Genomic DNA, 17795 nt, shown 5'->3' with positions numbered 1-17795 from the left:
ATGGAAAAAGCGATGTTAACGTTCGACAAGGTCAACGCGCACTACGGCAAGATCCAGGCGCTGCACGACGTCAGCCTGCATATCAATCAGGGTGAAATCGTGACCCTGATTGGCGCCAACGGCGCGGGCAAAACCACGCTGCTCGGCACCCTGTGCGGCGACCCGCGCGCCACCAGCGGGCGGATTGTGTTTGATGGCAAAGACATTACCGACTGGCAGACCGCCAGAATCATGCGCGAGGCGGTGGCGATTGTTCCGGAAGGGCGCCGCGTGTTCTCGCGTATGACGGTGGAAGAGAACCTGGCGATGGGCGGGTTCTTCGCCCACCGCGATGAATACCAGACCCGCATCAAGTGGGTGTACGAACTCTTCCCGCGCCTGTGGGAGCGCCGCATTCAGCGTGCGGGCACCATGTCCGGCGGTGAGCAGCAGATGCTGGCGATCGGCCGCGCGCTGATGAGCCAGCCGCGCCTGCTGCTGCTGGATGAGCCGTCGCTCGGCCTGGCGCCAATCATCATCCAGCAGATATTCGACACCATCGAGCAGCTGCGCAAAGAGGGGATGACCATCTTCCTCGTCGAGCAGAACGCCAACCAGGCGCTGAAGCTCGCCGACCGTGGCTACGTGCTGGAGAACGGCCGCGTGGTGCTGGAAGACACCGGCGACGCGCTGCTGGCGAACGAAGCGGTGCGGAGCGCGTATCTGGGCGGATAGGTAAAAGCAAAAAGGCAACGCAAGTTGCCTTTTTTAGTGTTTTCTCCCTCTCCCTGTGGGAGAGGGCCGGGGTGAGGGCACCAGACCGCACCCAACCATCCAACCCCCTTCACATAACCATCATCCCTCTGACCCTTTACTGTCACTTATCTGTAAACAAACAGTTATTTTTCTGTCATTCGAGCATGTCATGTTACCTCGCGAGCATAAAACGCGTGATATCGCGCATCCGGCACAATAAGAGAGATGACAATGACATCGTTACGACACACAGCTTTGGGTCTGGCACTGGGTCTGGCTTTTGCGACGAACGCAATGGCTGTGACGACCATTCCGTTCTGGCATTCCATGGAAGGGGAGTTGGGTAAAGAAGTTGACTCCCTGGCGCAGCGTTTCAACGACACCCACCCGGATTACAAAATTGTGCCGGTGTACAAAGGCAACTACGAGCAGAGCCTGAGCGCGGGCATCGCCGCCTTCCGTACAGGCAACGCGCCTGCACTGTTACAGGTTTATGAAGTGGGCACCGCTACGATGATGGCCTCCAAAGCCATCAAGCCGGTCTATGAAGTATTCAAAGAAGCGGGTATCAACTTCGATGAATCCCAGTTTGTACCGACCGTAGCGGGTTACTACACCGATTCCAAAACCGGCCATCTGCTGTCCCAGCCGTTTAACAGCTCTACGCCGGTGCTGTACTACAACAAAGACGCATTCAAAAAAGCCGGTTTAGACCCGGAGCAGCCGCCAAAAACCTGGCAGGACCTGGCCGAATACACCGCGAAGCTGAAAGCGGCGGGAATGAAGTGCGGCTACGCCAGCGGCTGGCAGGGCTGGATCCAGATTGAAAACTTCAGCGCCTGGCACGGCCTGCCGGTTGCGACCAAAAACAACGGCTTCGACGGCACCGATGCGGTACTGGAGTTCAACAAGCCGGAGCAGGTGAAGCACATTGCGCTGCTTGCCGATCTGAACAAGAAGGGCGACTTCAGCTACTTCGGGCGTAAAGACGAATCCACCGAGAAGTTCTACAACGGCGACTGCGCCATTACCACCGCCTCGTCCGGCTCTCTGGCGGATATCCGCCACTACGCCAAATTTAACTACGGCGTGGGCATGATGCCGTATGACGCTGACGTGAAGGGCGCGCCGCAGAACGCCATCATCGGCGGGGCGAGCCTGTGGGTGATGCAGGGTAAAGACAAGGGCACCTATAAAGGCGTGGCCGAGTTCCTCGACTTCCTGGCGAAGCCGGAAAACGCCGCCGAATGGCACCAGAAGACCGGCTACCTGCCGATCACCAAAGCCGCGTATGACCTGACCCGCGAGCAGGGCTTCTACAGCAAGAACCCAGGGGCGGACATCGCGACGCGCCAGATGCTGAACAAGCCGCCGTTGCCGTTCACCAAAGGCCTGCGCCTGGGCAACATGCCGCAGATCCGCACCATTGTGGATGAAGAGCTGGAAAGCGTCTGGACCGGGAAGAAAACGCCACAGCAGGCGCTGGATTCCGCGGTAGAGCGCGGGAATCAGCTGCTGCGCCGCTTTGAGCAGTCGACGAAATCGTAATTCAAACCTGCCCCTCACCCCGGCCCTCTCCCCAAAGGGGCGAGGGAGAAAAGACGGCTCCGTGCAGTCCACTCTCCCTTCTGGGGAGAGGGCTAGGGTGAGGGGTGAATACCTACAGAGCTAACCTATGTCATCATCCCGTCCGGTGTTCCGTTCCCGCTGGCTGCCGTACCTGCTGGTCGCGCCTCAGCTGGTCATCACCGTTATCTTCTTTATCTGGCCTGCGGGCGAAGCGCTGTGGTACTCGGTACAAAGCGTCGATCCGTTTGGGCTTTCCAGCCAGTTTGTCGGGCTGGACAACTTTACCGCGCTGTTCCATGACAGCTACTACCTGGACTCCTTCTGGACGACGATGAAGTTCAGCGCGCTGGTCACCGTCAGCGGCCTTGTTGCCTCGCTGTTTTTCGCCGCGCTGGTCGATTACGTGGTGCGCGGCAGCCGCCTGTATCAGACCCTGATGCTGCTGCCTTACGCCGTGGCGCCCGCCGTCGCCGCCGTGCTGTGGATTTTCCTGTTTAACCCCGGTCGCGGGCTGATTACCCACTTCCTGGCAGAGTTCGGCTACGACTGGAACCACGCCCAGAACAGCGGTCAGGCCATGTTCCTGGTGGTGTTCGCCTCGGTGTGGAAGCAGATTAGCTATAACTTCCTGTTCTTCTTTGCCGCGCTGCAGTCCATTCCGCGTTCGCTGGTGGAAGCCGCCGCGATTGACGGCGCAGGGCCGATTCGTCGCTTCTTCAGGCTGTCGCTGCCGCTGATCGCCCCGGTAAGCTTCTTCCTGCTGGTGGTTAACCTCGTTTACGCCTTCTTCGACACCTTCCCGGTAATCGATGCGGCCACCGCAGGCGGCCCGGTGCAGGCGACCACCACGCTGATTTACAAAATCTATCGCGAAGGCTTCGCCGGGCTGGATCTCTCCGCCTCTGCCGCGCAGTCGGTTGTGCTGATGTTCCTCGTCATCATCCTCACGGTGGTGCAGTTCCGCTATGTCGAAAGTAAGGTGCGCTATCAATGATTGAGAACCGTCGCGGGCTGACGATTTTCAGCCATACCATGCTGATTTTAGGGATCATCGTCATCCTCTTCCCGCTGTACGTGGCCTTTGTCGCCGCCACGCTGGACACCAAAGCGGTGTTCGATACGCCGATGACGCTGATCCCCGGCGGCCACCTCTTTGAGAACATGAAGACCATCTGGACCCAGGGCGTGGGCGTCAACAGCGCACCGTTCTGGCTGATGATGCTCAACAGCTTCATCATGGCGTTTGGCATTACGGTCGGCAAAATTACGGTGTCGATGCTTTCGGCGTTCGCCATCGTCTGGTTCCGCTTTCCGCTGCGTAACCTCTTCTTCTGGATGATCTTCATCACGTTGATGCTGCCGGTTGAGGTGCGTATCTTCCCGACGGTGGAGGTGATCGCCAACCTGAAGATGCTCGACAGCTACGCGGGCTTAACCCTGCCGCTGATGGCCTCGGCGACCGCCACCTTCCTCTTCCGCCAGTTCTTTATGACTCTGCCGGACGAGCTGATTGAAGCCGCGCGCATCGACGGCGCCTCACCGATGCGCTTCTTCCGCGACATCGTGCTGCCGCTGTCGAAAACCAACCTTGCGGCGCTGTTTGTGATCACCTTTATCTACGGCTGGAACCAGTACCTGTGGCCGCTGCTGATTATTCAGGACGTCAATCTCGGCACCGCCGTGGCGGGCATCAAAGGCATGATTGCCACCGGCGAAGGCACCACCCTCTGGAACCAGGTGATGGCGGCGATGCTGCTCACCCTTATCCCACCCGTAGTCATTGTTTTAGCCATGCAGCGCGCGTTTGTCCGCGGCCTGGTCGATAGCGAGAAATAAGATGGCAGGTTTAAAACTTCAGGCAGTAACCAAAAGCTGGGACGGCAAAACCCAGGTGATCCAGCCGCTGACGCTCGACGTGGCGGACGGGGAGTTTATCGTGATGGTCGGCCCGTCCGGCTGCGGCAAATCCACCCTGCTGCGCATGGTGGCGGGGCTGGAGCGCGTGACGTCCGGGGACATCTGGATTGACCGCCAGCGCGTCACCGAGATGGAGCCGAAAGACAGAGGTATCGCGATGGTCTTCCAGAACTACGCTCTCTACCCGCACATGAGCGTGGAGGAGAACATGGCCTGGGGGCTGAAAATCCGCGGCATGGGCAAAGGCCATATCGAGGAGCGCGTGAAAGAAGCCGCCCGCATTCTGGAGCTGGACGGCCTGCTCAAGCGCCGCCCGCGCGAGCTCTCAGGCGGCCAGCGCCAGCGCGTAGCGATGGGGCGCGCCATCGTGCGCGATCCGGCGGTATTCCTGTTCGACGAGCCGCTCTCTAACCTCGATGCCAAGCTGCGCGTGCAGATGCGTCTTGAGCTGCAGCAATTGCACCGTCGTCTGAAAACCACCTCGCTGTACGTTACCCACGATCAGGTCGAAGCCATGACCCTCGCCCAGCGCGTGATGGTGATGAACAAAGGCGTTGCCGAGCAGATTGGTACCCCGGTGGAAGTGTATGAGAAACCGGCTACCCGCTTTGTGGCGAGCTTTATCGGCAGCCCGGCGATGAACCTGCTCGAAGGGCGCATCAGCAGCACGGGCACGCACTTTGAGCTGGAAAGCGGGATGGCATTGCCGATCAACTGGTACTATCGTGGCTACGCCGGGCGTAAGATGACGCTCGGTATCCGCCCGGAACATATCGGTTTAACCTCTCAGGCGGAAGGCGGCGTGCCGCTGGTGATGGACACGCTGGAGATGCTAGGTGCAGATAACCTGGCGCACGGGCGCTGGGGCGAGCAAAAGATGGTGGTGCGTCTGGTGCATCAGGAGCGCCCTAAAGCAGGCAGCACGCTGTGGCTGCACCTGCCGGAAAATCATCTGCACCTTTTTGACGGTGAAACAGGACAACGAGTATGAGCAACTGGCCTTATCCCCACGTCGTCGCCCACCGCGGCGGCGGTAAACTGGCGCCGGAGAACACCCTGGCGGCGATTGATGTTGGCGCGCGTTACGGCCACACCATGATCGAGTTCGACGCCAAGCTGTCGAAAGACGGCGAGATTTTCCTGCTGCATGACGATAACCTCGAACGCACCAGCAACGGCTGGGGCGTCGCGGGCGAGCTGCCGTGGCGCGATCTGCTGAAAGTCGACGCCGGAAGCTGGTACAGCGGCGAATTCAAAGGCGAACCGCTGCCGCTGCTGGCGGAAGTGGCCGATCGCTGTCGCCAGCACGGCATGATGGCCAATATCGAAATTAAACCGACCACCGGCACCGGGCCGCTGACCGGCAAAGTGATTGCCCTTGCCGCGCGCGAGCTGTGGGAAGGGATGACCGCGCCGCTGCTCTCCTCGTTTGAAATCGACGCGCTGGAGGCGGCGCAGGCTGCCGCGCCGGAGCTGCCGCGCGGGCTATTGTTGGACGAGTGGCGCGAAGACTGGCGCGAGCTGACGACGCGCTTAGCGTGTGTCTCTATTCATCTTAATCACAAGCTGCTGGATGAGGCGCGGGTGAAGATGCTGAAAGATGCGGGACTGCATATTCTGGTTTACACCGTTAACAAACCCCAGCGTGCAGCCGAACTGCTGCGCTGGGGCGTGGACAGCATCTGTACCGATGCAATCGACCTGATCGGCCCGGACTTTAGTTCTGCGGATTAAGCATACTGCCATTCGACTGCGGCGGCAGCATATGCTGCTGTCCGCTGCCTGACGAGGTCATCCCGCCTAACATTCCGCCGTTTCTGTTCGGCAGCGGCTGCTCGCGCACCTGACCCTGCTGCACCCGCTGGGTGTTGGCGTTCATCTGATTTTGCAGGCTCTGCTGCTGCATCTGGGTCTGCGTTCTCAACTGCTGGTTAAGCATCCCTTTTTGCTGCTGTTGCTGGCTCATCATCTCGGTCTGCATACGCTGCTGGCTCGGGATGACGTAACCCTGCTGGTTCGGGTTATTCATGGTGTTGAGTGGCTGTGCGAGCGCGGCAAAGGGGATCAGCGCCGTAAGAATCAATAAGCGTTTCATTGTCATTTCCTCCTTTTGAGGTCTCTCTTAAGTTTACCCTGATTTCACCATGACGATGATTTTTTAGGAGTTGTGAACCAGGCTTAAGCGGGGAATATGGATCCCTTCACCTGGAGAACAATAATGATGAAACCAACGTTTTTGCGCTGGGTCGCCCTCGCCGCGCTGATGGCAGGCGGTACATTTAGCGTGGCGGCCAACCCGCCCGCGGCGCCTCCGGTCTCTTACGGCGTGGAGGAAGATGTCTTTCATCCCGTGCGGGCAACCCACGGCATGGTGGCGTCGGTGGATGCGCTGGCGACCCGCGTGGGTGTCGATATTCTCAGGCAGGGCGGTAACGCGGTGGATGCGGCGGTCGCCGTCGGCTATGCGCTGGCGGTGACGCACCCGCAGGCGGGGAACCTGGGCGGCGGCGGCTTTATGATGCTGCGCACCAAAGACGGGAAAACCACCGCCATCGACTTCCGTGAAATGGCGCCTTCTCAGGCGTCACGCGACATGTTCCTCGATGACCAGGGCAACCCGGACAGTAAAAAATCCCTGACCTCGCACCTGGCCTCCGGCACGCCGGGCACCGTTGCGGGCTTCTCGCTGGCGCTGGAAAAATACGGCACGATGCCGCTGAACAAGGTGGTGCAGCCTGCTATCAAGCTGGCGCGGGAGGGCTTTGTGGTGAATGACGCGCTGGCAGACGACCTCAAAACCTACGGCAGCGAAGTCATTCCGAATCATGAAAACAGCAAGGCCATCTTCTGGAAAGACGGTGAACCGCTGAAGAAGGGCGATAAGCTGGTGCAAAAAAACCTCGCTAAAAGCCTGGAGCTGATTGCGGAGCACGGTCCGGACGCCTTCTACAAAGGGGCGATTGCCGACCAGATTGCGGAAGAGATGCAGAAGAACGGCGGGCTCATCACCAAAGCGGATCTGGCGGACTACAGGGCGGTGGAGCGCGAGCCGATTAGCGGCACCTACCGCGGCTACGAGGTCTTCTCCATGCCGCCGCCGTCTTCCGGGGGCATTCACATCGTGCAGATCCTCAACATTCTTGAAAACTTCGATATGCACAAGTTCGGCTTCGGCAGCGCGGATGCCATGCAGATAATGGCGGAAGCGGAAAAACGCGCCTACGCCGACCGCTCGGAATATCTCGGCGACCCGGACTTCGTGAAGGTGCCGTGGCAGGCGCTGACCAACAAGGCGTACGCCAAATCCATTGCCGATCAGATCGATATCAACAAGGCCAGGCCGTCGAGCGAGATCCGCCCCGGCAAGCTGGCGCCGTATGAAAGCAACCAGACCACCCACTTCTCGGTGGTGGATAAAGACGGTAACGCGGTCGCGGTGACCTATACGCTCAACACCACGTTTGGCACCGGGATTGTGGCGGGCAACAGCGGCATTCTGCTGAACAACGAGATGGATGACTTCTCCGCCAAGCCGGGCGTGCCGAACGTCTACGGGCTGGTCGGCGGCGATGCGAATGCGGTAGGACCGAAGAAACGTCCGCTGTCGTCCATGTCGCCCACAATCGTGGTGAAAGAGGGCAAAACCTGGCTGGTAACCGGCAGCCCGGGCGGCAGCCGAATTATCACCACAGTATTGCAGATGGTGGTGAACAGCATTGACTTTGGGATGAACGTCGCCGAAGCCACCAACGCCCCGCGCTTCCATCATCAGTGGCTGCCGGACGAGCTGCGCGTCGAGAAGGGCTTTAGCCCGGACACCATTAAACTGCTGGAGCAGCGTGGGCAGAAGGTGGCGGTGAAAGAGGCGATGGGCAGCACCCAGAGCATTATGGTAGGGCCGGACGGAGCGCTGTTTGGCGCATCAGATCCGCGTTCGGTGGATGATTTGACGGCGGGGTATTGATGTATTGCCCGGTGGCGCTGCGCTTACCGGGCCTACAACTGCACGAACGTAGTCCGGGTAAGGCGAAGCCGCCACCCGGCAAATCACTACTTCATTCTCGCCATATAATACGCATCCACATACTCGCCGTTGCGCAGGGCAAATTTCTTGCCGGTCCCTTCGATTTCAAAACCAAAATTTTTATAGAGGGCAACTGCCGCGGGGTTATCGGCAAAGACCGTCAGTTCGATACGTTCAATGCGCAACCAGTTGTCACACAGGTTGATCATCTCGCTCATGAGCCTGCGGCCTACGCCGCGTCCCTGCATATCCGCAGCCACGCTGATGCCGAATGTGGCAACATGGCTGCGACGCGGGTTTTCCATTACGTCCAGCGCCATATGTCCAATAACGCGCTGGTCCAGACAGGCAACGAGATGGCGCCGGCCTGGTTTTGTCGCAACGCGTTCGTGCCACATTTCCATAGAAGGATGAGGGAGTTGTAGCGTGTCGTGATACACATCAGGATGCGACATGATGTCACGTAAAGCTTCTGCATCGCTGGGTTCGATATGGCGTATCACTATCTCACTCATTCCTTGTTCCTCAGTCAGTTAAAAGTCCCTTCCAACATCAATGACTTTAAAATTTGAGTCAACCGCTATTTTTTGCAAAAAGTATTGGACAAGTGCGAATGAGAATGATTATTATTGCTCTGCATTCAGGAAGACCGCTACGGGAACCTGAAAGCACGACATTGCTCACATTGCTTCCAGTATTACTTTAGCCAGCTTTTAGCTGGCTTTTTTTTTGTTATGGTTAGACTCAGTAACCTTCCAAAAGGACTGAGCCATGACACTACATTGCGCATTTATTGGATTTGGTAAAAGCACCACCCGCTACCACCTGCCGTATGTCCTCAACCGTAAAGATACCTGGCATGTGGCCCATATCTACCGCCGCCGCGCGAAGCCGGAAGAGCAGTCTCCGCAGTACTCCCGCATCCACTTCACCAGCGATCTCGATGAGGTGCTTAACGACCCGCAGGTGAAGCTGGTGATTGTCTGCACCCACGCCGACAGCCATTTTGACTATGCCAAACGCGCGCTCAATGCGGGTAAAAACGTGCTGGTAGAAAAGCCGTTCACCCCGACTATTGCCGAAGCGAAAGAGCTGTTCGCGCTGGCGAAAAGCAAAGGCCTGACCGTCACGCCGTATCAGAACCGTCGCTTTGACAGCTGCTTCCTGACGGCGAAAAAAGCGATTGAAAGCGGCAAGCTCGGCAACATCGTGGAAATCGAAAGTCACTTCGATTACTACCGTCCGGTGGCGGAAACGCAGCCCGGACTGCCTCAGGATGGTTCGTTCTATGGTCTGGGCGTGCACACCATGGACCAGATCATCTCCCTGTTTGGCCGCCCGGACCACGTGGCGTATGACATTCGCAGCCTGCGCAACAAAGCCAACCCGGACGATACCTTCGAAGCCCAGCTGTTCTACGGCGACCTGAAGGCCATCGTCAAAACCAGCCACCTGGTGAAGATCGACTACCCGAAATTTATCGTTCACGGTACCCGGGGTTCGTTCATTAAGTACGGCATTGACCAGCAGGAGACCAGCCTGAAGGCCAATATCATGCCGGGCGAGCCGGGATTTGCCGCAGACGATTCCGTGGGCGTGCTGGAGTATGTGAACGACGAGGGCATGACGGTCAAAGAAACGCTGAAGCCGGAAACCGGCGACTATGGCCGCGTCTACGATGCGCTGTTTGAGACCCTCACAAACGGCACGGCGAATTACGTCAAGGAATCTGACGTTCTGACCAACCTCGAAATCCTTGAACGGGCCTTCGAGCAGGCTTCTCCTGCCACGATAACCCTCGCGAAATAAGCAAAAACGGCTCCTCTGTGCTTGTTCATAATTTTTGAACAGAGGAGTCAATTTTCACCCTCTATGATCCCAGGCCGTTTGCGTCCACACTTACTCCATCGAAACGAACTGAGGGTGAAAACAATGATCTACTTACGCAAAGCAAACGAACGTGGTCACGCGAATCATGGCTGGCTGGACTCATGGCATTCATTCTCGTTTGCCGACTACTACGACCCGAACTTCATGGGCTTCTCCGCGCTGCGCGTGATTAACGACGACGTGATTGATGCAGGCCAGGGCTTCGGTACCCACCCGCACAAAGACATGGAAATCCTTACCTATGTGCTGGAAGGCGCGGTTGAGCACCAGGACAGCATGGGCAACAAAGAGCAGGTTCCGGCGGGCGAGTTCCAGATTATGAGCGCGGGTACCGGGGTGCGTCACTCCGAGTACAACCCGAGCAAAACGGAAAAACTGCACCTGTATCAAATCTGGATCATTCCAGAAGAGACCGGCATCACGCCGCGCTACGAGCAGCGCCGCTTCGACGCGAAACAAGGCAAACAGCTGGTGCTGTCCCCGGATGCGCGTGAAGGTTCCCTGAAAGTGCATCAGGATATGGAGCTGTACCGCTGGGCGCTGGCGAAAGATGAACAGTCCGTGCATCAGATTGCCGCTAACCGCCGCGTCTGGATCCAGGTGGTGAAAGGTGACGTGTCCATCAACGGGACCAAAGCGACAACCGCCGATGGTCTGGCCATCTGGGACGAGCAGGCGATCTCCGTGCACGCCGACAGCGAAAGCGAAATTCTGCTGTTTGACCTGCCGCCGGTGTAATAAAACATAAATAAATCCCCATCCTTCCCTTTGACAGGGGAAGGATGGGCTTTGTCCGTGGTAAACTGAGCAAATCTCTCACTTCAAGATTTCTCAGGACGATGAAAAAGAAACGCCCCGTACTTCAGGATGTCGCCGATCGCGTCGGTGTGACCAAAATGACGGTCAGCCGTTTTTTACGTAACCCGGAACAGGTTTCCGTAGCGTTACGTGGTAAGATTGCCGCTGCCCTTGATGAACTGGGTTATATCCCCAACCGCGCGCCCGATATCCTCTCCAATGCGACCAGCCGCGCGGTGGGCGTCCTGCTTCCTTCTCTGACCAACCAGGTATTTGCCGAAGTATTACGTGGAATCGAAAGCGTCACCGATGCGTTTGGCTACCAGACCATGCTCGCCCACTACGGGTACAAGCCGGAACTCGAAGAGGAACGTCTGGAATCGATGCTTTCCTGGAACATTGACGGCCTGATTTTAACCGAACGTACCCACACTGCCCGCACGCTCAAAATGATTGAAGTGGCCGGTATTCCGGTCGTGGAGCTGATGGACAGCCAGTCGCCGTGCCTCGACATCGCCGTGGGGTTTGATAACTTCGAAGCGGCGCGTCAGATGACGGCGGCCATTATCGCCCGCGGGCACCGTCATATCGCCTATCTGGGTGCGCGTCTTGATGAACGTACTATCATCAAACAGAAGGGATACGAGCAGGCGATGCTTGACGCGAACTTAACCCCCTACAGCGTGATGGTGGAGCAGTCCTCTTCCTATACGTCGGGTATTGAGCTGATGCGTCAGGCACGACGTGAGTATCCGCAACTGGACGGTATTTTCTGTACCAACGATGACCTTGCGGTCGGCGCAGCATTTGAGTGTCAGCGTCTGGGGCTGAAGATCCCTGATGATATGGCGATCGCCGGTTTCCACGGCCACGACATTGGCCAGGTGATGGAGCCGCGTCTGGCGAGCGTCCTGACCCCGCGTGAACGTATGGGCCGCATTGGCGCAGAACGCCTGCTGGCGCGCATTCGTGGCGAGACGGTGACCCCGAAAATGTTAGATTTAGGTTTCACCTTGTCACCGGGTGGATCTATTTGAACTGACAAATTTGAAGTAGCTCACACTTATTCACTTCGCGCACGTTTGGATATTGCTTCTCTTTTGCCCCAGCAGGACAATGTTACCGATAACTGTTACCCGTAACAATTGACTGAGGGACACCCTTTGAGCACGACTAATCACGATCACCACGTCTACGTCCTGATGGGCGTTTCCGGTAGCGGGAAATCAGCCGTGGCCAGCGAAGTGGCGCATCAACTCCAGGCTGCGTTTCTTGATGGCGACTTCCTCCATCCGCGCAGCAACATCATGAAAATGGCCTCCGGCGAGCCGCTGAACGATGACGACCGCAAACCGTGGTTGCAGGCGCTGAATGACGCCGCGTTCGCGATGCAGCGTACCAATAAAGTCTCCCTGATCGTCTGCTCCGCGCTGAAAAAAACCTACCGCGACCTGCTGCGTGACGGCAACCCGAATCTCTCTTTCATCTACCTGAAAGGGGATTTCGAAGTGATTGAAAGCCGCCTGAAGGCGCGTAAAGGTCACTTCTTCAAAACCCAGATGCTGGTGACGCAGTTTGAAGCGCTGCAGGAGCCGGGTGAAGACGAAAAAGACGTCTTAGTGGTTGATATCGATCAGTCACTGGAGGGTGTTGTTGCCAGCACCATCGAGGTCATTAATAAAAGGCAGTAAGTTTTGAGTACATTAACGCTAGTTTTGACAGCAGTGGGTTCGGTATTGCTGCTGCTGTTTTTAGTGATGAAGGCGCGCATGCACGCCTTTGTTGCTTTGATGGTGGTTTCTATTGGTGCTGGTCTCTTTTCCGGTATGCCGCTCGACAAGATCGCCGCGACGATGGAAAAAGGGATGGGCGGTACGCTGGGCTTCCTGGCGATTGTGGTCGCGCTGGGCGCGATGTTTGGCAAGATTTTGCACGAGACGGGCGCGGTCGACCAGATTGCAGTGAAGATGCTGAAATCCTTTGGCCACAGCCGTGCGCACTACGCGATTGGCCTGGCAGGGCTGATTTGCGCGCTGCCGCTGTTCTTCGAAGTGGCCGTTGTGCTGCTGATAAGCGTCGCATTCTCCATGGCGCGCCATACTGGTACTAACCTCGTGAAGCTGGTCATTCCGCTGTTTGCGGGGGTGGCGGCGGCTGCGGCGTTTCTGCTGCCGGGGCCTGCGCCGATGCTGCTTGCCTCCCAGATGCACGCCGACTTTGGCTGGATGATCCTGATTGGCCTGTGCGCGGCAATCCCGGGGATGATTATCGCCGGTCCGCTGTGGGGCAACTTCATCAGCCGTTACGTTGAGCTGCATATTCCGGATGACGTCACCGAGCCGCACCTGGGCGAGGGCAAAATGCCGTCCTTCGGCTTCAGCCTGTCGCTGATCCTGCTGCCGCTGGTGCTGGTGGGTCTAAAAACCATCGCCGCGCGCTTTGTGCCGGTGGGGTCCACTGCCTACGAATGGTTTGAGTTCATCGGTCACCCGTTCACGGCGATTCTGGTGGCGTGCCTGGTGGCGATTTACGGCCTGGCGATGCGTCAGGGGATGCCAAAAGATCGGGTGATGGAGATCTGCGGTGCGGCGCTGCAGCCTGCAGGCATTATCCTGCTGGTGATCGGTGCCGGCGGCGTGTTCAAGCAGGTGCTGGTGGATTCCGGCGTGGGCCCGGCTCTGGGTGAAGCGCTGACCGGGATGGGCCTGCCGATTGCGGTAACCTGTTTTGTGTTGGCTGCGGCGGTTCGTATCATTCAGGGTTCCGCCACCGTGGCGTGTTTAACCGCCGTGGGTCTGGTGATGCCGGTGATTGAACAGCTGAACTACTCCGGTGCCCAGATGGCCGCGCTCTCTATCTGTATCGCGGGCGGTTCGATTGTGGTCTCTCACGTTAACGACGCCGGCTTCTGGCTGTTCGGTAAGTTTACCGGCGCCACCGAAGCGCAAACCCTGAAAACCTGGACGCTGATGGAAACCATACTCGGCACGACGGGTGCGATTGTCGGGATGATTGCCTTTACGCTGCTCAGCTAAATGCAATGATTTAACAAGGCAGAAAAAAAGGCCCGGTAGCGTTAACGCTTACCGGGCCTTTTATTATGCAGAACGTCAGGCCGGGTCAGGTGAAACCATCACCCGGCTTTTTAACATCACTCGCCCTGCGTGGCGCTCTCAATCGTCAAGCGCACGTCCGAGGTAATCAGCTCTGCGAGCATCTGGTAAACCTTCAGCGTCTCTTCCGGCTCGGCATCGCCTGTATCGCTGATGAAGCCTTCATCACGCAGCGTCAGTACCAGAGAACTAAAGACTGCTTTGTCGAAGAATTCAGGGGCGTTAATGCCGTGCAGAACGGACAGGCGCTGGGCCAGCGTCCGGCTTTCTTTCTCCAGCGTACCGCGGTTGATGGACGGGTTCGCACTCAGCAGCCAGAACGTAATGGCGTAGCGCTGCAGCGTTTCACGCGCACCGGCCGCCAGCAGCTGCAGGGTACGGGAGCGTGACGGATTGATGTGCAGCTCGTCGTTTGAAACGGCGATCAGCCCCTGGCGACGCATCTCTTCCGTCATCTTATCCAGTTCTGTCGCCAGCTCATCCTTACTCCAGCGCAGGAACAGCTCCGCTTTCAGCATCGGATAGATGGTCTCAAGATGGCGCAATAGCTCCTGACGGGAGATATGACGATGCTGGGTAATAATGGCGGCCATGAGCGACGGCAGCATCAGCATATGCGTGATGTTGTTGCGGTAGTAGGTCATCAGCACCGCCTGCTCGCGCGGCAGAATGATGATGTCGCCGATCGTGTCCTTTTCGACTTCAAACTTGTTCATCTGCAGCGCGTGATCGATAAGCTCACTGGCGGTCGTAGAAGGTACGGTCGAATCAACCGAATACGGCACGTTCCGCATCATATCCAGATAGCAATCCAGCTGCTCTGTGAGCTGTTCACGGGTCAGCGAGCGCTGGCGCGAAGCCAGAAGCGCCGTACAGCACAGGTTCATGGCGTTAGCCGCACCGGCGTTGTTAATGCGCACCATCAGCTCGGACGCGATGCCGTTAACCGTTGGCGTCAGCCAGGCCGGACGCACCGCTTCGATAGGATCGATGGACTCGCGCCACTCTGGAACGTGATGATTCAGGTACGTCATCAGCGGCATCGGCTCGCCGAAGTTAACGTAGCCCTGACCAAGATTGCGCAACTTGCTCAAGCCGCGCAGCATCTGCGGCAGGCTCTCTTTCTCTTTGGTCGCGCCACGCAGCTCTTTCGCGTACGTGCCCACTTCCATCACGTGCTCGTAGCCGATGTAGATAGGCACCAGCGTGATCGGACGGGTACCTCCGCGCAGCATGGCCTGGATGGTCATCGACAGCGTGCCGGTCTTCGGATCGAGCAGACGACCGGTACGGGAACGCCCGCCCTCCACGAAGTACTCCACGGAATAGCCGCGGCTGAACAGCTCGCCCAGATACTCGCGGAACACGGTGGAGTAGAGCTTGTTACCCTTGAAGGTACGACGAATAAAGAACGCGCCCAGGCGGCGGAAAATCGGACCTGCTGGCCAGAAATTCAGGTTGATACCGGCAGCAATGTGCGGCGGTACCAGCCCCTGATGATAGAGCACGTAGGAAAGGAGCAGGTAGTCCATGTGACTGCGGTGGCAGGGGACATAGACAATCTCATGGCCATCATGCGCCAGTTGGCGTACACGTTCGGCGTTATGAACGTTGATGCCCTGATACAGGCGGTTCCACGTAAAGCCGAGGATACGATCGGAAAGGCGAATCATCTCGTAAGAGAAGTTCGCTGCAATCTCTTCCATCAGCGCAATGGCGTTCTGCTGAGCTTTCTCATGCGAAATTTTCTTGCTGCGCGCTTCATCTTCAACGGCGCGGGCAATCGCTTTGGAAGCCAGCAGCTTGTTGAACAGATCCTGACGCGCCGGGAGGCGTGGCCCTACGGCAGCGAGGCGCTGACGAGCGAAGTGCATACGCGCCACGCGCGCCAGTTTTTGCGCGATGATCTTGTCGGTGCCGTGCTCGTCCGCCATGCGACGCAGCGAAACGGAAGGGGAGAAACGTACAAAGCTGTCGCGTCCCAGCCAGGAGACCGCAAAGAACTTCTGGATGCCGTTAAGCATGCGCAGCGGCGGGTTCTCTTCACCTTTTTCGCGGCCCGGACGACGACCAAACATCACCGATACCGGCACCATCTGCACATCCAGATCGGGGTTGCTGCGGTGCAGGTCGAGATAGTCATGGAACAGCTTGATGGACTCTTCTTTCGGCGTGTAATAGGTAAACACGCGCGGCCCGCCGTGGATGAACACGTAGCGCGGCAGCAGCGTGCCGTCAACTTCCAGCGGTTCAAGCGGATCTGGTAAGTCATGCGCCAGACACTGGGCGCGAAGCGTCAGTAAGTCAGCCTTCGAGTTATAAGGCAAAACGTACATAATGGGACGCGACGTATCGAGCCCCAGTTCCAGCGCGGGTTCTGCTGGGATAGACTTGCTTTTTACCAGGATGCTTAATGGTAAATTAAGTAATTTGTAGTAAATTCGTGGCCAGCCGGACATAAACGATGTAAAGCCTCTGGTTAATAATGCAATTGCGGCGCAAGGATAACAGAAAGCGCGCAAAATTTCTGTTGTTACCCGTCATACTTCAGGCTGTAGCGAAACGCTCTACGGCTCCTGTTACTGACGCTCTTTTTTAAAAAAGGTTCTTTTAATGGCCAATAATACCACTGGGTTAACACGTATCATCAAAGCCGCCGGCTATTCATGGAAAGGTTTCCGTGCCGCATGGGCCAACGAGGCCGCGTTTCGCCAGGAGGGCGTCGCCGCTATCATCGCGGTGATCGTCGCCTGTTTCCTTGATGTTGATGCTATTACCCGCGTACTTCTTATCGGTTCCGTACTTCTGGTGATGATAGTGGAAATTCTTAATAGCGCTATTGAGGCCGTTGTGGATCGCATCGGTTCCGATTTCCATGAGCTTTCTGGCCGCGCAAAAGACATGGGATCTGCTGCCGTATTACTGGCGATTATCACTGCCGTTATCACCTGGGTCACGCTGCTTTGGTCACATTTCCGATGAGCCTCGAGGAATAATTAAGTCCCTGGTTTTTTGTGCAGTTTTTGGTTCCAAAATCGCCTTTGACTGTATATACTCACAGCATAACTGTATATACACCCAGGGGGCGGAATGAAAGCGTTAACGACCAGGCAGCAAGAGGTGTTTGATCTCATCCGGGATCATATCGGCCAGACGGGTATGCCACCTACGCGTGCGGAAATCGCGCAGCGTCTGGGTTTCCGTTCTCCGAATGCTGCCGAAGAACACCTGAAAGCGCTGGCGCGTAAAGGCGTGATTGAGATTGTATCAGGCGCGTCACGCGGTATCCGACTGCTTGTAGAAGAAGAGACGGGCATTCCGCTGGTAGGTCGTGTTGCTGCCGGTGAGCCTTTACTGGCACAGCAGCATATTGAAGGTCATTACCAGGTCGATCCAGCCATGTTCAAGCCGAGCGCTGATTTTCTGCTGCGCGTTAGCGGCATGTCGATGAAAGACATCGGTATTCTTGACGGCGATCTGCTTGCGGTACATAAAACTCAGGATGTGCGTAACGGCCAGGTGGTTGTCGCGCGCATTGACGATGAAGTCACCGTCAAACGTCTGAAAAAACAGGGTAACACCGTTCAGTTGCTGCCTGAAAACAACGAGTTCACCCCAATTGTGGTCGATCTCCGCGAACAGAACTTCTCTATCGAAGGACTGGCGGTCGGGGTGATTCGCAACGGTGAATGGCTGTAACCTCTTCCTGACAGGCTATGGCACCGCTGTAGCCTGATTCATTCCCCACT

Annotated in this window: 17 protein-coding genes; 14 read left to right on the top strand and 3 right to left on the bottom strand. The window is 57.3% G+C overall.

What is annotated here, in order from left to right; all coding sequences use genetic code 11:
* The 6 genes from livF (at position 1) to ugpQ (ending at position 5955) form a co-directional block, all read left to right on the top strand.
* A complete protein-coding gene (livF, locus tag AC4IBF_RS20435) occupies positions 1 to 714 on the top strand; it encodes a high-affinity branched-chain amino acid ABC transporter ATP-binding protein LivF (RefSeq protein ID WP_008500102.1) in 714 nt (237 codons plus the stop codon).
* A 252-nt stretch (positions 715 to 966) separates the two neighbouring features.
* The gene (ugpB, locus tag AC4IBF_RS20430; RefSeq protein ID WP_023310025.1) at positions 967 to 2283 is read left to right on the top strand and encodes a sn-glycerol-3-phosphate ABC transporter substrate-binding protein UgpB; all 1317 of its coding nucleotides are present in this window, start codon (positions 967 to 969) and stop codon (positions 2281 to 2283) included.
* Positions 2284 to 2410: 127 nt separating this feature from the next.
* Entirely contained in the window at positions 2411 to 3298 is an 888-nt protein-coding gene (gene ugpA / locus AC4IBF_RS20425; RefSeq protein ID WP_023618241.1) for a sn-glycerol-3-phosphate ABC transporter permease UgpA, read from the top strand.
* Positions 3295 to 4140, top strand: coding sequence for a sn-glycerol-3-phosphate ABC transporter permease UgpE (ugpE, locus tag AC4IBF_RS20420; protein WP_111964220.1), 846 nt, complete (start codon positions 3295 to 3297; stop codon positions 4138 to 4140). The genes ugpA and ugpE overlap by 4 nt, the downstream gene beginning before the upstream one ends.
* 1 nt (position 4141) lies before the next feature.
* Positions 4142 to 5212, top strand: a complete 1071-nt coding sequence (locus AC4IBF_RS20415) for a sn-glycerol-3-phosphate import ATP-binding protein UgpC (protein ID WP_133293579.1) — start codon at positions 4142 to 4144, stop codon at positions 5210 to 5212.
* Complete coding sequence (gene ugpQ, locus AC4IBF_RS20410) at positions 5209 to 5955, top strand: glycerophosphodiester phosphodiesterase (RefSeq protein WP_008503355.1); 747 nt, start codon at positions 5209 to 5211, stop codon at positions 5953 to 5955. Before AC4IBF_RS20415 ends, ugpQ begins: the two co-directional genes overlap by 4 nt.
* Here the strand turns inward: ugpQ and AC4IBF_RS20405 are convergent.
* Positions 5939 to 6316, bottom strand: a complete 378-nt coding sequence (locus AC4IBF_RS20405; protein WP_021242742.1) for a DUF2756 family protein — start codon at positions 6314 to 6316, stop codon at positions 5939 to 5941. The genes ugpQ and AC4IBF_RS20405 overlap by 17 nt on opposite strands.
* A gap of 123 nt (positions 6317 to 6439) precedes the next feature.
* Between AC4IBF_RS20405 and ggt the strand changes: the two genes are divergently transcribed.
* Positions 6440 to 8185, top strand: coding sequence for a gamma-glutamyltransferase (gene ggt / locus AC4IBF_RS20400; protein ID WP_248260583.1), 1746 nt, complete (start codon positions 6440 to 6442; stop codon positions 8183 to 8185).
* Positions 8186 to 8271: 86 nt separating this feature from the next.
* Here ggt and yhhY read toward each other — a convergent pair whose 3' ends face one another.
* Positions 8272 to 8760, bottom strand: a complete 489-nt coding sequence (yhhY, locus tag AC4IBF_RS20395) for an N-acetyltransferase (RefSeq protein ID WP_021242744.1) — start codon at positions 8758 to 8760, stop codon at positions 8272 to 8274.
* Between the two features lie 256 nt (positions 8761 to 9016).
* On the opposite strand from yhhY, the gene AC4IBF_RS20390 reads away from it, so the two are divergent.
* The 5 genes from AC4IBF_RS20390 to gntU all read left to right on the top strand — a co-directional run bounded on the left by AC4IBF_RS20390 (position 9017) and on the right by gntU (position 13968).
* On the top strand, positions 9017 to 10054 hold the full coding sequence (locus AC4IBF_RS20390; RefSeq protein WP_491463072.1) for an oxidoreductase: 1038 nt from the start codon (positions 9017 to 9019) through the stop codon (positions 10052 to 10054).
* A 123-nt stretch (positions 10055 to 10177) separates the two neighbouring features.
* On the top strand, positions 10178 to 10873 hold the full coding sequence (locus AC4IBF_RS20385; RefSeq protein ID WP_021242746.1) for a pirin family protein: 696 nt from the start codon (positions 10178 to 10180) through the stop codon (positions 10871 to 10873).
* A 101-nt stretch (positions 10874 to 10974) separates the two neighbouring features.
* On the top strand, positions 10975 to 11970 hold the full coding sequence (gene gntR / locus AC4IBF_RS20380) for a gluconate operon transcriptional repressor GntR (RefSeq protein WP_021242747.1): 996 nt from the start codon (positions 10975 to 10977) through the stop codon (positions 11968 to 11970).
* Between the two features lie 126 nt (positions 11971 to 12096).
* Entirely contained in the window at positions 12097 to 12624 is a 528-nt protein-coding gene (gntK, locus tag AC4IBF_RS20375) for a gluconokinase (RefSeq protein WP_008503362.1), read from the top strand.
* A gap of 3 nt (positions 12625 to 12627) precedes the next feature.
* A complete protein-coding gene (gene gntU / locus AC4IBF_RS20370) occupies positions 12628 to 13968 on the top strand; it encodes a gluconate transporter (protein WP_127729256.1) in 1341 nt (446 codons plus the stop codon).
* A 116-nt stretch (positions 13969 to 14084) separates the two neighbouring features.
* On the opposite strand, the gene plsB is transcribed toward gntU, so the two are convergent.
* Positions 14085 to 16505 (bottom strand): glycerol-3-phosphate 1-O-acyltransferase PlsB, encoded by a 2421-nt coding sequence (gene plsB, locus AC4IBF_RS20365; protein WP_136196005.1) that lies wholly within the window; start codon positions 16503 to 16505, stop codon positions 14085 to 14087.
* A 154-nt stretch (positions 16506 to 16659) separates the two neighbouring features.
* On the opposite strand from plsB, the gene AC4IBF_RS20360 reads away from it, so the two are divergent.
* Positions 16660 to 17028: a diacylglycerol kinase gene (locus AC4IBF_RS20360; protein WP_111964212.1), complete on the top strand. Its 369-nt coding sequence runs from the start codon at positions 16660 to 16662 to the stop codon at positions 17026 to 17028.
* Between the two features lie 108 nt (positions 17029 to 17136).
* Positions 17137 to 17745, top strand: a complete 609-nt coding sequence (lexA, locus tag AC4IBF_RS20355; RefSeq protein WP_111964211.1) for a transcriptional repressor LexA — start codon at positions 17137 to 17139, stop codon at positions 17743 to 17745.
* Positions 17746 to 17795 lie beyond the last annotated feature (50 nt).

It is taken from the genome of Enterobacter sp. Taxon_8 (assembly GCF_058354585.1).
The sequence above is the reverse complement of the archived record's forward strand: the minus strand, read 5'-3'. Positions and strand labels throughout refer to the sequence as shown.

Excerpts from the sequence above, each read along its gene's own strand:
- livF (WP_008500102.1), top strand. The coding sequence starts at position 1 with ATGGAAAAAGCGATGTTAACGTTCGACAAGGTCAACGCGCACTACGGC.
- ugpB (WP_023310025.1), top strand. The coding sequence starts at position 967 with ATGACATCGTTACGACACACAGCTTTGGGTCTGGCACTGGGTCTGGCT.
- ugpA (WP_023618241.1), top strand. The coding sequence starts at position 2,411 with ATGTCATCATCCCGTCCGGTGTTCCGTTCCCGCTGGCTGCCGTACCTG.
- ugpE (WP_111964220.1), top strand. The coding sequence starts at position 3,295 with ATGATTGAGAACCGTCGCGGGCTGACGATTTTCAGCCATACCATGCTG.
- AC4IBF_RS20415 (WP_133293579.1), top strand. The coding sequence starts at position 4,142 with ATGGCAGGTTTAAAACTTCAGGCAGTAACCAAAAGCTGGGACGGCAAA.
- ugpQ (WP_008503355.1), top strand. The coding sequence starts at position 5,209 with ATGAGCAACTGGCCTTATCCCCACGTCGTCGCCCACCGCGGCGGCGGT.
- AC4IBF_RS20405 (WP_021242742.1), bottom strand. The coding sequence starts at position 6,316 with ATGAAACGCTTATTGATTCTTACGGCGCTGATCCCCTTTGCCGCGCTC.
- ggt (WP_248260583.1), top strand. The coding sequence starts at position 6,440 with ATGATGAAACCAACGTTTTTGCGCTGGGTCGCCCTCGCCGCGCTGATG.
- yhhY (WP_021242744.1), bottom strand. The coding sequence starts at position 8,760 with ATGAGTGAGATAGTGATACGCCATATCGAACCCAGCGATGCAGAAGCT.
- AC4IBF_RS20390 (WP_491463072.1), top strand. The coding sequence starts at position 9,017 with ATGACACTACATTGCGCATTTATTGGATTTGGTAAAAGCACCACCCGC.
- AC4IBF_RS20385 (WP_021242746.1), top strand. The coding sequence starts at position 10,178 with ATGATCTACTTACGCAAAGCAAACGAACGTGGTCACGCGAATCATGGC.
- gntR (WP_021242747.1), top strand. The coding sequence starts at position 10,975 with ATGAAAAAGAAACGCCCCGTACTTCAGGATGTCGCCGATCGCGTCGGT.
- plsB (WP_136196005.1), bottom strand. The coding sequence starts at position 16,505 with ATGTCCGGCTGGCCACGAATTTACTACAAATTACTTAATTTACCATTA.
- AC4IBF_RS20360 (WP_111964212.1), top strand. The coding sequence starts at position 16,660 with ATGGCCAATAATACCACTGGGTTAACACGTATCATCAAAGCCGCCGGC.
- lexA (WP_111964211.1), top strand. The coding sequence starts at position 17,137 with ATGAAAGCGTTAACGACCAGGCAGCAAGAGGTGTTTGATCTCATCCGG.